11 protein-coding genes are annotated in these 14,110 nt (G+C 44.3%); 6 read left to right on the top strand and 5 right to left on the bottom strand.

The window, feature by feature from the left end; translation table 11 throughout:
- Window positions 1–229: 229 nt before the first annotated feature.
- Window positions 230–2,782, bottom strand: a complete 2,553-nt coding sequence (locus FPZ43_RS15100) for a family 20 glycosylhydrolase (RefSeq protein WP_261381096.1) — start codon at window positions 2,780–2,782, stop codon at window positions 230–232.
- A 73-nt stretch (window positions 2,783–2,855) separates the two neighbouring features.
- Window positions 2,856–3,782 (bottom strand): cobalamin-binding protein, encoded by a 927-nt coding sequence (locus FPZ43_RS15105; RefSeq protein ID WP_146382763.1) that lies wholly within the window; start codon window positions 3,780–3,782, stop codon window positions 2,856–2,858.
- A 129-nt stretch (window positions 3,783–3,911) separates the two neighbouring features.
- Here FPZ43_RS15105 and FPZ43_RS15110 point away from each other — a divergent pair, with 129 nt between their 5' ends.
- A complete protein-coding gene (locus tag FPZ43_RS15110; protein ID WP_146382764.1) occupies window positions 3,912–4,532 on the top strand; it encodes a LysE family translocator in 621 nt (206 codons plus the stop codon).
- Between the two features lie 20 nt (window positions 4,533–4,552).
- Here the strand turns inward: FPZ43_RS15110 and FPZ43_RS15115 are convergent, their stop codons facing one another.
- Complete coding sequence (locus FPZ43_RS15115; protein WP_146382765.1) at window positions 4,553–6,625, bottom strand: TonB-dependent receptor; 2,073 nt, start codon at window positions 6,623–6,625, stop codon at window positions 4,553–4,555.
- A gap of 70 nt (window positions 6,626–6,695) precedes the next feature.
- Complete coding sequence (locus FPZ43_RS15120; RefSeq protein ID WP_146382766.1) at window positions 6,696–8,009, bottom strand: PQQ-dependent sugar dehydrogenase; 1,314 nt, start codon at window positions 8,007–8,009, stop codon at window positions 6,696–6,698.
- A 147-nt stretch (window positions 8,010–8,156) separates the two neighbouring features.
- On the opposite strand from FPZ43_RS15120, the gene FPZ43_RS15125 reads away from it, so the two are divergent.
- Window positions 8,157–10,097 (top strand): gliding motility-associated C-terminal domain-containing protein, encoded by a 1,941-nt coding sequence (locus tag FPZ43_RS15125; RefSeq protein ID WP_146382767.1) that lies wholly within the window; start codon window positions 8,157–8,159, stop codon window positions 10,095–10,097.
- 4 nt (window positions 10,098–10,101) lie between these two features.
- On the opposite strand, the gene FPZ43_RS15130 is transcribed toward FPZ43_RS15125, so the two are convergent.
- Window positions 10,102–10,623, bottom strand: a complete 522-nt coding sequence (locus tag FPZ43_RS15130) for an NADPH-dependent FMN reductase (protein ID WP_146382768.1) — start codon at window positions 10,621–10,623, stop codon at window positions 10,102–10,104.
- A gap of 271 nt (window positions 10,624–10,894) precedes the next feature.
- On the opposite strand from FPZ43_RS15130, the gene FPZ43_RS15135 reads away from it, so the two are divergent.
- The 4 genes from FPZ43_RS15135 to dapB are packed head-to-tail and all read left to right on the top strand — an operon-like array spanning window position 10,895 to window position 14,094.
- Window positions 10,895–11,695, top strand: coding sequence for a ParA family protein (locus FPZ43_RS15135; protein ID WP_146382769.1), 801 nt, complete (start codon window positions 10,895–10,897; stop codon window positions 11,693–11,695).
- Between the two features lie 6 nt (window positions 11,696–11,701).
- Entirely contained in the window at window positions 11,702–12,625 is a 924-nt protein-coding gene (locus FPZ43_RS15140) for a ParB/RepB/Spo0J family partition protein (protein WP_146382770.1), read from the top strand.
- Window position 12,626: 1 nt separating this feature from the next.
- The gene (locus FPZ43_RS15145) at window positions 12,627–13,322 is read left to right on the top strand and encodes a DUF5683 domain-containing protein (RefSeq protein ID WP_146382771.1); all 696 of its coding nucleotides are present in this window, start codon (window positions 12,627–12,629) and stop codon (window positions 13,320–13,322) included.
- Between the two features lie 22 nt (window positions 13,323–13,344).
- Window positions 13,345–14,094, top strand: coding sequence for a 4-hydroxy-tetrahydrodipicolinate reductase (gene dapB / locus FPZ43_RS15150; protein ID WP_146382772.1), 750 nt, complete (start codon window positions 13,345–13,347; stop codon window positions 14,092–14,094).
- The last annotated feature ends 16 nt before the right edge of the window (window positions 14,095–14,110 follow it).

Here is a 14,110-nt window from a genome sequence, read left to right on the forward strand (position 1 = left end):
CATTTTACCCCCTATCCCGCTTGCGTAATAACAAATTACAAAAAAATGATTGCTGATCTGAATTTAAAATCCAGTAAAATATTAAGTCAGAGAGGTCATGCTAAACTTGTTTCAGCACCTCACAAGCAAGGCAAACACTTTTCTTATTCAACTTTTGCAATGAGCTGCCGAAAATAAATTCGGCATGATAAACTGTTGATTTTTTTCTTCTCGATATTTTGTGTGCCTACTACATTACAGGCGCGTTGTTAACACCATCGGCAACGTTTCCACCGCGACCCTTCACATCAAACGCACGGAACTTTACAGCACCTGTTGCGCTTACCGGGCTGCTGTAAACAGGGCTGCTCGCGGTTGGCTCGGTGCCGTCTGTAGTATAACGAATAACCATACCCGGGAACTGCACATTAGCCGCATATTTACCGTCTTGCAAAATGACGCCCGGCTTAGGTATCCTAAAATTGTAACCGTTGTTATAATAGGCAATTCTTGGTAGCTCGCGTTTACCCAACACATTTAAAAATTTGCTCCACTCCTCGTTGTACATAGCTGCGGCCTTTGCCGGGTCTTTCTCTGTGGTCCATGCGGGATCTTGCGCCCAGGCCCGTTCGCCCAAGGCAATCAGTTTAGGGAATATCATGTAGTCCATACGCTCAGGCGTTTTTACCGTTTCGGTCCATAAGGCACCTTGCAGGCCCACAATATTTGTTTTGCCGTAATCAGTAAGGCGTTGTTTGCCAATAAAAATATTACGGTTTACAGGCAGCCCGTTCTTATCTACATCCGCATTTTTAAAGTAATCGTAGGGGATGAACGAATAAAATTTATCAATGCCCAAAAATGCGCCCCAATAATAGCCAGGCTCATCAAATGATTTATTGTTGGCCATGTCAAAATAAAGGTTTGTAACGCAGGTTAGCACCGTTTGGAAACCGCCATTAGCCAGTTTATAAGCCAAATCTTCCTGACCGCCGCCTAGTACGTTATTCCAAACATCTACACGCATACCTTCATTAGCAAATTGCGGGTTGGGCACGTAAGCATCCTGCCCGTCAATTTTTGTTTTGCGCAGCGCCATTTCTTCCCATCCGGCCAGCTTAATGTTGCGTTTTTTAAGGATATCATTAACGCGGCCATAAAAGTAGTACCAAAGGTCGCCGGTGTTTTTAACTTCCGGATGCGTTTTCTTAAGCGCCAGGTACGCAGGCGATTTTTCCCAGACACCCGCAGGCACTTCGTCGCCGCCAAAATGAATGGTTGGTAACGGCGCACCGGCTTCTTTATAAATGTTTATCAAATCACCAACCACCGTTTCAATATAATTATAGGTTGATGGCAGGGCAACATCCATTACGTTGTCATTCCAGTATTGAACCGAGCGATAGTCAGACTTATCGCCCGCGCTGTAAAGCAAGTAACGCTCGGCACCGACTTTGTCACCAGCCGCCATCAATCGGGCGTAACGGTTTGCCATAGCCTTGATGGCACCGCGTGCGTGTCCCGGTGCTTCAATCTCTGGCATTACGGTTATATGGCGCTCGGTAGCGTATTTAAGTATTTCGATGTAATCTGCTTTTGAGTAATGGCCTGTACCGGCCGGGTTACTGAAATCCGGGCCAGAGCCATGGCCCGCAGGCAGGAAATTTTTACTATCAAGCGTATGCCCGCGTTTCGAGGCAACGTTGGTAAGCTCGGGTAATGAAGGCAGTTCTATCCGCCAGCCTTCATCATCAGTTAAGTGAAAGTGCAGGGTATTAAGCTTGTAAACAGACATCAGCTCGAGCAATTTTAAAACCTGCTGTTTGCTTTGAAAATTACGGGCAACATCCAGCATAACCGCACGGTAACCAAACCGTGGTGCATCGGCAACATTTACACCCGGTATTTCCGCATAAGCAGGTGCCGACGCTACCGCAGACGGAGGAATTAATATTTTAAGTGACTGCAAGCCGTAGTAAACGCCGGCATTGTTGCTTGCTGCAATAGTAATAGCGCCGGGCTTAACGGTGAGCTCATAACCCTCCTGACCCAGACCTGCTTTGTAGCTAAGTGTAATTGTATTGTTTGACGCTTTATTGGCAGTGCGCTTTCCAAATAATTTCTTTAGGTAAGCATCGAAGCCTGCTGCTTCTTTTTTATAAGCTTCATGCGTGGTAACAACGTTAACATCGGGCTGCAACCTGAACGAGCCGCCAGTTTCGGTATAGCTTACCGGTGTAGGGATAATTTTGGTAAGCTTTTCTGCCGGGATATCAATAATGGTTTTGTTTTGATTGTACAAAACTTCGGGCGTAACCAAGCCTATATAATTTGGAGTAAAAGGTTTTACAACAAAATTGCCGATGCTATAACCTTTGGCGGGTTCGGCATCCCAAACAAGGTACGGGCCCTCAATAGCATCTGTAAAATTTACTACAGTAGCTTTGGTTATATACTCGATCCTGCCGCTTTCGCCGGGTTGGATAGCCTTAAAATTTGCGTTGGGGGTTATGCTATACAGGTCGCCGTTAACCTGCTCAATTGTTGCGTTGCCGCTGGTGGCATCGGGCACAAAATCACCCGCAGCGTTAAAATATATTTTCCAGCCACCGGCAGGCAGGGCATCGGTACCTTTATTTGCAATAACAAGCTCGGTAAGTGCCATTTGCTTGTTTTCATAAACATATTCGTTGTTTACAACCTGCCAGGTAACAGACAGTTGTTTTGGATCGAGCCTTGGCAGTGCGGTATGGGCAGCCATAGCATTTACACTAAACACCACTGCAAGCAGTATTGACAACATTCGGCGCATAAAGAAATATGATTTAACGGTTTATAACCGTAAATATAATCTTTAAAACTTCTTAAAATATTTTTTAAAGTGCAAATTTCACAAATCCAGACCCTTCGTTACCAAATATGAATTGTTTAGGATGGATAATTTCGGCTAGAATCTCTAATGAATCAACTAGACATGGGCCGGGGCGGTTGAAATAGTGGTTACCGTCGGCAATGTAAACGCGGTTGTTTTTTACAGCTTTTAAGTCATTAAAGCCTTGCTGCTGCAACAGCAGGTAAACTTCGCGCATTGTCCGTTCAATGGAAAACCCACATGGCATTAAGACAATCACTTCCGGGTCTTGCGCTAATATGTCGCCCCATTGCACATAAGGCGAATGCTTACCTGCCTGGGCTAATATTGGTATGCCGCCTGCAATGCTAACCAGTTCGGGCACCCAATTACCGGATATCATAAACGGATCGAGCCACTCTATACATGCCACAGTTGGTTTGTTCTCCATAAATTTAAGCTTATGCCGAACGATATTCACGCGCTCATCAAGATCTTCAATCAATCGTTCCCCAGCCTCGGTAACACCTAAAGCTTTGGCAACTGTGGTTATATCTGCAAAAACATCATCAAGACTATTTGGCTGTAGTGAGATAATTTGTACAGGTTTATCGAGGTAATTCTCAAGTGCTTTCTCCACATCGGCAAGGGTGACAGCGCAAACTTCACATTGCGCCTGGGTAATAATTACATCGGGAGCAAGGGATTTTATCACTTCTTTTTTTACAGTGTAAACAGATAATGCATCGCTCAATATTTCCTTCACTTTAGCGTCAATTTCCCCACTGCTCAACCCTTCAGGGATATTAGCTTCAGTACAAACGGGCATGTTGCTTACACCATCAGGAAAATCACACTCGTGCGACCGGCCAACCAGGTTACCCTGCAAGCCAAGTGCGCAAACAATTTCGGTAGCTGAAGGCAAAAGAGATATTATTTTTTGCTGATACATATATTATCCGGCGGTGGTTTAAAGCTGCAAATATGCAAAAATGCATGTTGGGCAGGCGTAAAAAATGTAACGGTGGCTTTGCATTTTATTAAAGATATAATTACACGTATTAATATATCTTTGCTGCCCATGATATTCCTAACCTTTTTTATAGGTATAATAGCCAATTTTATAGGATACATACCACCCGGTAACATTAACCTTACATTGGTGCGTATTGCTGTTACCCGTGGTATAAAGGAGGCTTTTAAGTTTATCATAGCTTTTTCATGCGTGGAGTTTTTCTTTACCCTGTTTGTTATGCAGGGTGCCAAATGGTTATCTGAGCAGGTAAAACTTGATGTAATTATCGATTGGGTAATGGTAGTACTTTTTGGTGTACTCGGCATAGTGGTTTGGACCAACCGCAACAAGCCGCCGAAAACCAAACACTCCGATCATGCCAGCATCAAATACGGTATCATCCTCGGTTTTTTAAACCCAATGCAAATCCCCTTCTGGATGGTTACCGGCACTTATCTAATCACTCATGAATGGATCTCAGAAGATTGGTTTTCGCTAAGCATCTTTAGCCTGGGTTCTGCTGCTGGTGCCTTTCTCGCACTGTTTTTATATGCTAAGTTTGCAGGGTATATACAACGTAAGTTTGAGCTAAGCACCCGGGTAATTGATACGGGTATCGCTTTTTTGTTCTTTGGGCTGTCGGCTTATCACATTATTAAGCAGGTTTATCTAATGACAAGGGGCTAAACCTCAAAATAAACTTGCAACTATAGGCCTATATTCATCCCAAAATAGTAGTTCCGTAATGGCGAGGGATTGAAGTAACGGTTACCCACGGCGTTCAAATCATTTCCTAAGCTATATTTCTGATTTAGCAAATTATCTGCCCCGGCAAAAAAATCAAGTTTTGTTTTTCGGCCTATGGTGTGCTGCCATGATGCTTTGGCCTGCAGCAAGTGATATTTGTTTGCATAAACTGAATTGGCATCATTGAGCGGTATTGATGAAGTATAATTATGCTGCACAAATAATGACAGGCTTTGTGGCAGGTTGAAAAGAACGGATGAAACGATAACCGTTTGCGGCACTCCCGTTAAACGCTTACCCGAAAAATTACTGCCCGCCACCTGGTAATCCCTGAATTTAAATTTACTTACTGCAACAGCGGTATTAAATTGTAAGCCCCTGATAAAATCAGAGTTATTGCGGCGCACGAACCAATTGCTGAAGGCAACCTCCACGCCCGGCTGGTTTGCTCCGCCGGCGTTTATATAATATTCTGTTTCATCGGGGTTGAGCCTGCGTACAATGGCTTTATCTAAACGATAGTAAAACACCGAAGCATCGAGGAACATACTTTTATCACGGTTACGCAAACGAAAACCAGTTTCGTAATTCCAGCCAAATTGTGCCTGTAAAGATGTATTGATAACATTGTTGGTTGGCCGTATTTCGGCCGTAGTTGGGGTTGAATATCCCCTGCTTACCGATCCGCGCCAGATAAAGTTGTTGGTCACTTCATAACTTAAAGCCAGCCTTGGCATAACCTGCGGACTAAAATCGCGTTCGCCTTGCCCATTAGCTGCCGCAAGCTGGCTGTAATAATCATAGCTGTAATAATTCAAACTTACGGCAGCTTCGGCATGTAACCGCTTAAAAATATCGGCAGCATAACGGGTAAAAAAGAAGTGCTGCCCGGTATTGATCTTATCGCTCAAATTAAGATTACCCTTAACCCCTGCGTTGTTATCATAATTCTTAATAAGTGAGTTGGTTTGTTGCCACTCCACCCCTACGTTCAACTTCCAATCAAAGTTTTGTTGTGGGATGGCTGCCAACTCAAAATAGCTGCGCAGTCCGTAAGTGCTTTCATTGCGCTCTTCGTAATTGGTGATAAATGGATTTGCAAAATTTATATGATTACCAAATACAGCTGTTACATTGCGTAAGCGGCTATTGAAATGATATTCGTTGGTTAAGCCACCCAAAAACATTTCGGTAGTAATGCCAATTTTTTGCTGAATTGCGCCCGGTAAAGTAGCTGTAGGCAATCTCGCTGACCGCGGATTTGCCTGCATTTGCGCAAACGTTAACCCACCGGGTGTTTTGTAATTCAGGTCGGAATATAGTGCTACAGCACTTAACTGGTTATTCGTGCCATACCTATAAGTATCACTTGCCTGGAAATAAGCCCTGTGCATCCGGCTGTTTTCACGATAGCCATCATAGTTTTGGTATGACTGATTTAGGTTAAATGTATTTTTGGCCTTCCCAACTTGCAAAGCAGCCTTTTGATGAAACAAACCATATGAGCCGCCGCTTATGCCGGCATTTAAATATGTACTATCGGGTATGCCGCTTGCGGTATTTAGCAGAACCACACCGCCAGAGTTTGCACCAAACAAGCTACCATCGGGGCCTTTTAATACTTCAATGCGGCCTATGCTGTTAATATCGAGCGCGTTTAAGTAGGTGTTGCCCCCTGCGTCTGTCAAAGGTATACCGTCAAAATAAACTTTTACATCCCGCACCCCAAAAGGCGAGCGCAGTAAACTACCCCGTATAGAAAGACGATAGCTACCAGGTGAACGCTCCTCGGCACGAATGCCCGGTACAGTGTTCAGTGTGTTAACAAAAGAAATATCGGGCTGCTGCTTTATTTGTGATGCACCAATAACGCTTACAGATGCAGGTACACTTAAAACGGGCTGTTCCGATAGGTAACCCTTAACGGTAACCTGCTGCAATTGCCTTGCAGTATCGCGCTTTGCAGGTTTGCTTTGCGCTGACGCATAATTTATAATAAGAGAGAAAAAACAGCCCAGGTAAAATTTATTCATAGATAGCGCGAAGCTAATAATAAAGCCCTTTACCGGGATAAAGGGCTTATGTCAATTTACAATTAAAATATTATTTAGCACTTACGCGCCATATGCGGTTGCTGGCATCATCTGCAACAAGCAATGATCCATCTTTGGCAACGGCCACGCCAACAGGGCGGCCATAAACCTCACCCTCTTTTTCATTGGCTACAAAGCCTGTTAAAAAGTCTTCCATTTTTGCAGCGGGCTTGTTATTTGTAAAAGGTACAAAACCAACCTTATAACCCACTATTGCCGAGCGGTTCCATGAACCGTGCTGGCCAACAAAAGCACCATTTTTATAACTAGCAGGGAACTTATCGCCGGTAGAAAAAGCTATGCCCAATGATGCCGTGTGCGAGCCCAAAGCAAGGTCGGGCACCAGGGTTTTGGCTACCATATCCGGGCGTTTAACTTCCGGGCGCGGGTCTTCATGCTTGCCAAAGTAAGCCCATGGCCAGCCATAAAAGCCCCCTTGTTTAACACTTGTAAGATAATCGGGCACCAGGTCATCACCTAAGCCGTCGCGCTCATTAACTACTGTATATAAAGTTCCAGTGCCTGGTTGCACAGCGATACCAACCGGGTTACGCAACCCGCTTGCATAAATTATTTCGCCGGTGCCATCAGGGGTTATTTCCAATACATTTGCGCGGCGCTTTTCATTTTCTATGCCATGCTCTGCCACGTTACTGCCCGATCCTACGGCTACCAATATTTTTTTACCGCTTGCATCGGCTATAATGTTGCGCGTCCAGTGGTTGTTGTAGCCACCTGCAGGTAACGATAATATCATTTTACCGGCACCAGTAATTTTGGTTTGGCCGGTTTTATAGTCATACTTCCATATGCCGTCGGTATTGGCAACATAAAAGCTGTTACCCATAATTAACATACCGTAAGGCTGATTAAGCTTACTTAAAAACGTTTCGCGCAATTCATATTTGCCATCGCCGTCGGCATCACGCAAAAGGGTAATTTGGTTGGCGCTTTTGCCCATGTTTTGTGATTTGGTTACCCCCATTACAGTTGCACCAACTTTTTTAACACCCTTGACTTCTGTGTTGGCTTCAGATACTAAAATATCGCCGTTTGGCGCTATGTATATATTACGGGGATTTTTTAGGGAGTCGGCAAAGAGGCCTACGTTGAATCCGGCAGGCGCCACGGGCGTTTTACCAGCAGGCCAGCCAATTACCTTGCAGTAATTGCGTACCGATTTAGTTTGATATGGTGCAGGTAATGCAACTTCCTGTTGCGCGCTTGTATTAACTTCGGCAGCCTTGCTTTGGTCGGGCTTTTTTTGTTGCCCGCAGGCAGATAGTAACACGATGCCTATGGCGGATGTAAATAGATATTTCATAGCAGATGTTTAAACATAAAGCAACTGTTATAACATCTATTTGTTTTTTTAACATCTCTATAAATTTAAGCCGAACAAAAATTTATTACTCTGATAATGTGTGTAGTAAATAATTATATTTGAGCAATGCGCCTGCACCTTTCATAAATGCAGCTAACCAATTTTAAACTTTTATTAACCGCGCTTTTTTTAATGGCCGGGCTCAACTTGCATGCGCAAAGCCTGGGCAACCCCGTGCTGTTTGAAGATTTTGGCCGGGCGGCATCAGTTTACCAAACATCAGGCCCACCATTAGCCCCCGGTGTCACTACCTTAACGCCAACCGGAACGCGTTGCCCCGGCGATGGCTCCTACTCGCTGGTTACCAGTACCGACAATTGCTTTAGCAATACCTGGATAACTGTTAATAAAGATTACGGCAGCACTGATGCTTTTGGCTTCATGATGATCATAAATGCATCTAATCAACCTTCGGTATTTTATACACAACGCGTATCGTCAGATATTATGTGCCCCGGATCGGCGTACGAGTTTTCGGTTATGATAACTAACGTATTAAGGCCAACAACCAATAACAATTTCGTAAGGCCAAACATCAGGTTCACGGTAACAAAAGCCGACGGAACCCTGATAGACGACTCCTACACCACCGGCGAGATACCTGAAACCGATGCCGCAACATGGAAAAAATATGCCATTAGGTTTGAGGCTCCTGCCGATGGGCAAGGCATTATTGTAAAGCTGAGCAATGAAGTGGCCGGCAGCCTGGGTAATGACTTTGCTATGGATAACATAACTGTGAGCCCTTACGGTAATTTAATAGATGCCGGTTTTGGCACTGCTACTGGCGATAAAGAGAAAGTTTTATGTGTTGGCCAGGGTGTGGTTAATTACACCCTTACTGCCGATGCATCTACCTATACAAGCCCAAGATATCAATGGCAAATAAGCACCAATGATGGCAGTTGGCAAAATATAGCAGGAGCCACCAGTGCTACTGTTAATGTAAACGTGCCTGATGTCGCCGGCAAATACCAATATCGCGTGGGTGTGCTTGGCGGTGTGGCTACATCCCCAAACTGCCAGATATTTTCGGATCCGCTGGTTGTTGGCCGTTTTCCGGTTCCTGTATTTACATTACCTGCTACAACTACCGTGTGCCAGGGCGAAACACTGATGTTCAGCGCAGACAGGGGCACATCCTATCAGTGGTCGGGACCAAATGGCTATACATCGACAGATCAAAACCCGTTGGTATCTTCATCGGCAACGGCTAACATAGCGGGTGAATACCGGGTTATTATTACCAAAGACGGCTGCTCAACCACAGCAACCACTAATGTGATTGTGGCACCACCTTTAACTGTAGCTGTAAACAACCGCACGCCCCAGGTTTGCGAAGGCAACAGCTACCAGATGGTGGCAAGCGGCGGTACAACTTACCGGTGGCTACCAACGACGGGCTTAAGCAACCCCAATGCTGCCAACCCTACAGTCACACCGCAAAGTGATATCGAATACCAGGTATATATAGGCAACGGCGGATGCGAAAAAATAGAAACGGTTAATATTAATGTAATTAAAAAGCCAACGGTAAGCGCCGGATCCGACCGCGCCATGGCCGAAACGGAATCTACAACCATAAATGCATCGATAGCAGGCAATTATGAAAGCTTTTACTGGACGCCCAACACCTACATACAGGACCCAACCTCTTTAACACCAACCGTAAACCCGCCAGACGATATTACCTACACACTGCATGTACTGCAAGCCAATGGTTGTGGCGAAACTTCTGATGATGTAGCCGTTCGCGTTTATAAAAAAATATCCCTGCCTAATACCTTTAGCCCCAATGGCGATGGTGTGAACGATACCTGGCGAATAGCCAAACTGGCCAGTTACCCCAATAGCGAGCTAACTATATTTACACGGAACGGGCAGCAGGTTTTCCGCACCGTAGGCGATGCCAGGCAATGGAACGGGCAATATAACGGAAAGGAGTTACCCGCAGGAGTGTATTATTACGTTATCGATTTAAAAGACAACTTGCCAAAACGTTCAGGCTGGGTTATGCTGATTAGGTAGCGCCTTAAAAAGCTATAAATTTTTCTATCTGCTCGTCTGTATAGCGCAGGGTATCTTGCTGGGTTAGCAGGCCGTCCTCGTTCATTTCGGCGCGTATTGCCGAGATATGAATTTTTAAGGGCATTACATTCAAATGCAGGTAATGGCAAACCCCTGTTAGGTGATCTATACCGCGTATGTTACCATACTTGCCGGATGATAAACCAACCAACGCAGCTTTTTTATCATAAAAACTCTCAGGAAAACTGCAGGCATCGATAAACACTTTCAAAACTCCAGGGAAACTGCCGTTATACTCGGGCACTACAAATAAAAATTTTGTTGTATCAGCAATCAGCTTTTGTATGGGTTCAAATTCGGCGCTTCGTTTACCGTACAGGTCGGTTTGCAGCAGGTTGGCCGGCAAATCCATCAATGAAAGCAGGTTGGCTTGCATCCCTTTCTCAGCAAGTCGGTTTTGGTAGTATTTAGCCAGCTTTAATGTTGAACTGCCCGGGCGATTAGTAGAAGCTATGATAGTAACCATTGTTGATAGGTAAAATTGAAATTTGCGGGCAAAAAGTGTTCTTAAAATGCTAATCCACTTAATTACAGTAGCTTTTTAATATTATAAATTGCCAGCCCGAAACCACCTGCAGGCCCTATAATGTTTGTAAGTTGGCCAAACCTGTGGATTTCCGAATTATTTTAAATACGTATCTTTATCGGCGGATAAAAAACATTACAAACATAAAAATTAATGTGTTTGTTTCCCGTTGATATATATCTCCGTATTATAAAATATTGACCAGACAAGAATGAGTAAAATTATTGCTTTAGCCAACCAAAAAGGAGGCGTCGGGAAAACTACATCATCTATAAACCTGGCCGCGAGCCTTGCTGTACTTGAATTTAAAACCCTATTGGTTGATGCCGATCCGCAGGCAAACTCAACTTCGGGTATAGGTTTCGATCCGCGTAATATTAAAAACAGCATCTATGAGTGCATTATTAATGATATTAATCCTCATGATGCCATACAAAAAACTGATACACCTAATCTTGATTTACTGCCCGCCCATATCGACCTTGTGGGTGCGGAAATTGAGATGATTAACCTTGCCAACCGCGAGTATAAAATGAAAGCGGTACTGGAAAGCGTAAGAGATGAGTATGACTTCATCATTATCGACTGTTCGCCATCATTGGGTTTAATTACCATCAACGCGCTTACTGCTGCAGACAGTGTTATCATTCCGGTACAGTGCGAGTACTTTGCGTTGGAGGGTTTAGGCAAGTTGCTTAACACCATTAAGATTGTTCAAACCCGCCTAAACACCCAGCTGCAAATTGAGGGCATTTTATTAACCATGTATGATGTGCGCCTGCGCCTGTCAAACCAGGTGGTTGATGAGGTTAAAACGCACTTTGAGGATATGGTTTTTGATACCATTATACAACGCAACACCCGCTTAAGCGAAGCGCCAAGCTTTGGTATATCTGTTATTATGCACGATGCTACCTGTAAGGGTGCCGTTAACTATCTAAACCTTGCCCGCGAGATCATCCGTAAGAATGGGCTGGTGAAAGATGAAGCTTTGGCTACAGAAACTGTTTAACATTTTATGAGTACAGAAAAAAGAAACGCCCTTGGTAAAGGCCTTAGCGCATTGCTTAACGATACCGAAAGCGTACTTCCGAATAAGAATAATTTTAACAGCACGGTAAATAAACGCCCTGCTGCTGCCGAGGCTGGCAATGTAAATACCATTGGGGATGTGCCTATAAATGAAATTGAGGTTAACCCGTTTCAACCCCGCACCGAGTTTGATGAACAGGCACTTGCCGATTTATCAGCGTCTATTAAATTGCAGGGCCTTATACAGCCGATAACTGTACGCCGGGTAAATGCAAACAGCTACCAGCTAATATCGGGCGAGCGCAGGTTACGTGCCAGCAAACTTGCCGGGCTTACCAGCATACCTGCCTACATCCGTACAGCTAATGACCAGCAAATGCTGGAAATGGCACTTATCGAGAACATTCAGCGCGAAAACCTGAACGCCATTGAGGTGGCCCTGAGCTTTCAGCGGATGATTGATGAGTGTAACCTAAAACAGGATGAACTTGGCGACCGTGTAAGCAAAAACCGCTCTACAGTTACCAACTATTTGCGCCTGCTTAAACTGCCGCCAACCATACAGGCTTCCCTGCGCGATAATGAAATAAGCATGGGCCATGCAAAAGCCTTGCTATCTGTAGATAACCCGGCTACCCAGGTTTATATCCATCAGCAGATCATCAAACAAGGCCTATCTGTACGTAAGGTTGAGGAGATGGTGCGCGAGATACAGCAGGCACCTACCAAAAAAGAAGGAAAACAGCCCGAAACACTGTCATACCAACTGCAAAAGGTACAGGACGACCTGGCTTCGAAATTCAGCACCAGGGTAAAACTTAAAGTTAACAGCCAGGGCAATGGATCAATAGAAATTCCGTTTCTGTCTGAAGATGACCTTGGCCGAATACTCGAAATGCTGGATTGGTAAAATGCTGAAGCAACTGTTTCTTATCTTATTTTTTGCGGTAATAACCATTACTGCAATGGCGCAGGGTGCAGACACGCTTAAAAAAAGCGCTGCAGATACCATACCTGTTAAAAAAGATTCGGTTGCGAGAACCTCATTTTTGCCTAAAGTAAAAAAAGAAAAAGTTTACCATCCGGATAGTACGCACAGCGTTAGCAGGGCCCGCATACGGTCGACCATTATACCGGGCTGGGGGCAGTTTTATAACCGTGCATACTGGAAAATACCTATTATTTATGGTGCGCTTGGTGCTTTGGGATATAACATTGTAACCAATGGCCAACAATATCAAAAATATCTGGCGGTAGCTCAGGTTAAAAGAACAGCCTCTATACCAGAACCCGGGGATGCGTTGTACTCGAAATACATTAACAACAAGGAACTGTATGATCAACTTGCACCCTACTCGGCAGAAACGGTAGCCAGTGCTGCCGATAACTATCGCCGTAACCGCGACATCAGCATACTTGGTTTCTTACTTTCCTGGGGCCTTAATATTGTTGATGCCTATATTGATGCGAAGTTTATAAATGCCTTCACGGTTGATAATAACCTGTCTTTTAAAGCCACTCCCGGCCTTATAAGCGGGCCAACATACGCTTCAAATTTTAATACGCCTTATATTCCCGGTTTAAAACTTACCTTTACCCTTAGATAAAGAAAGTTTAAAATTCCTTTCAATGAAAATTGCATTATTAGGTTACGGTAAAATGGGTAAGATCATCGAGCAGATTGCCATTAGCCGTAAGCACGAGATCGTTTTAAAAATCGGCTCGCAAAACACCCACGAACTCACTAGCGAAAACCTGCAAAAGGCCGACGTGGTAATTGAGTTTAGCACACCGCATACTGTTTTATCAAATATTGAAAAGTGCTTTGCTGCAGGCGTGCCTGTTGTAGTGGGCACTACCGGCTGGCATAAGGAGATGGACCAGATAAAGGAGCAATGCAATCATTTTAACGGCTCATTAATTCATGGAACAAATTTTAGCGTAGGTGTAAATATATTTTTTCACGTTAACAAATTGCTGGCAAAGCTGATGAACAACTACCCGTATTATGAAGTACAGGTAGAAGAAATTCATCACACCCAAAAGCTTGACGCCCCAAGCGGCACCGCCATTACCATTGCCCAAGGAATAATTGATAACCTGGATAGCAAACAGGAATGGAAGAATGTGCTGGTTACCGACGATAAAGCCGATGATGATACCGCTGCTGCAAACGAGGTACTGATAGAATCGTTAAGGATTGAGAACGTACCGGGCACCCACACTGTTATTTACGATAGCGAAATAGACACCATTGAGTTTAAGCACACCGCCCACAACCGCAATGGTTTTGCATTAGGTGCTGTGCTGGCTGCCGAGTGGTTGCAAAACAAAAAAGGCTTTTACCCGGTAGAGGCTATGTTTAATTTTAACAATTAGTATTAATTTGCTGCCC

This window comes from Mucilaginibacter pallidiroseus, assembly GCF_007846085.1.
GTDB classification, from domain to species: Bacteria; Bacteroidota; Bacteroidia; order Sphingobacteriales; family Sphingobacteriaceae; genus Mucilaginibacter; species Mucilaginibacter pallidiroseus.

What these genes read in the sequence shown, in the direction of transcription:
- FPZ43_RS15100 (WP_261381096.1), bottom strand. Translation starts at nt 2,782, where the DNA reads ATGTTGTCAATACTGCTTGCAGTGGTGTTTAGTGTAAATGCTATGGCT.
- FPZ43_RS15105 (WP_146382763.1), bottom strand. Translation starts at nt 3,782, where the DNA reads ATGTATCAGCAAAAAATAATATCTCTTTTGCCTTCAGCTACCGAAATT.
- FPZ43_RS15110 (WP_146382764.1), top strand. Translation starts at nt 3,912, where the DNA reads ATGATATTCCTAACCTTTTTTATAGGTATAATAGCCAATTTTATAGGA.
- FPZ43_RS15115 (WP_146382765.1), bottom strand. Translation starts at nt 6,625, where the DNA reads ATGAATAAATTTTACCTGGGCTGTTTTTTCTCTCTTATTATAAATTAT.
- FPZ43_RS15120 (WP_146382766.1), bottom strand. Translation starts at nt 8,009, where the DNA reads ATGAAATATCTATTTACATCCGCCATAGGCATCGTGTTACTATCTGCC.
- FPZ43_RS15125 (WP_146382767.1), top strand. Translation starts at nt 8,157, where the DNA reads ATGCAGCTAACCAATTTTAAACTTTTATTAACCGCGCTTTTTTTAATG.
- FPZ43_RS15130 (WP_146382768.1), bottom strand. Translation starts at nt 10,623, where the DNA reads ATGGTTACTATCATAGCTTCTACTAATCGCCCGGGCAGTTCAACATTA.
- FPZ43_RS15135 (WP_146382769.1), top strand. Translation starts at nt 10,895, where the DNA reads ATGAGTAAAATTATTGCTTTAGCCAACCAAAAAGGAGGCGTCGGGAAA.
- FPZ43_RS15140 (WP_146382770.1), top strand. Translation starts at nt 11,702, where the DNA reads ATGAGTACAGAAAAAAGAAACGCCCTTGGTAAAGGCCTTAGCGCATTG.
- FPZ43_RS15145 (WP_146382771.1), top strand. Translation starts at nt 12,627, where the DNA reads ATGCTGAAGCAACTGTTTCTTATCTTATTTTTTGCGGTAATAACCATT.
- dapB (WP_146382772.1), top strand. Translation starts at nt 13,345, where the DNA reads ATGAAAATTGCATTATTAGGTTACGGTAAAATGGGTAAGATCATCGAG.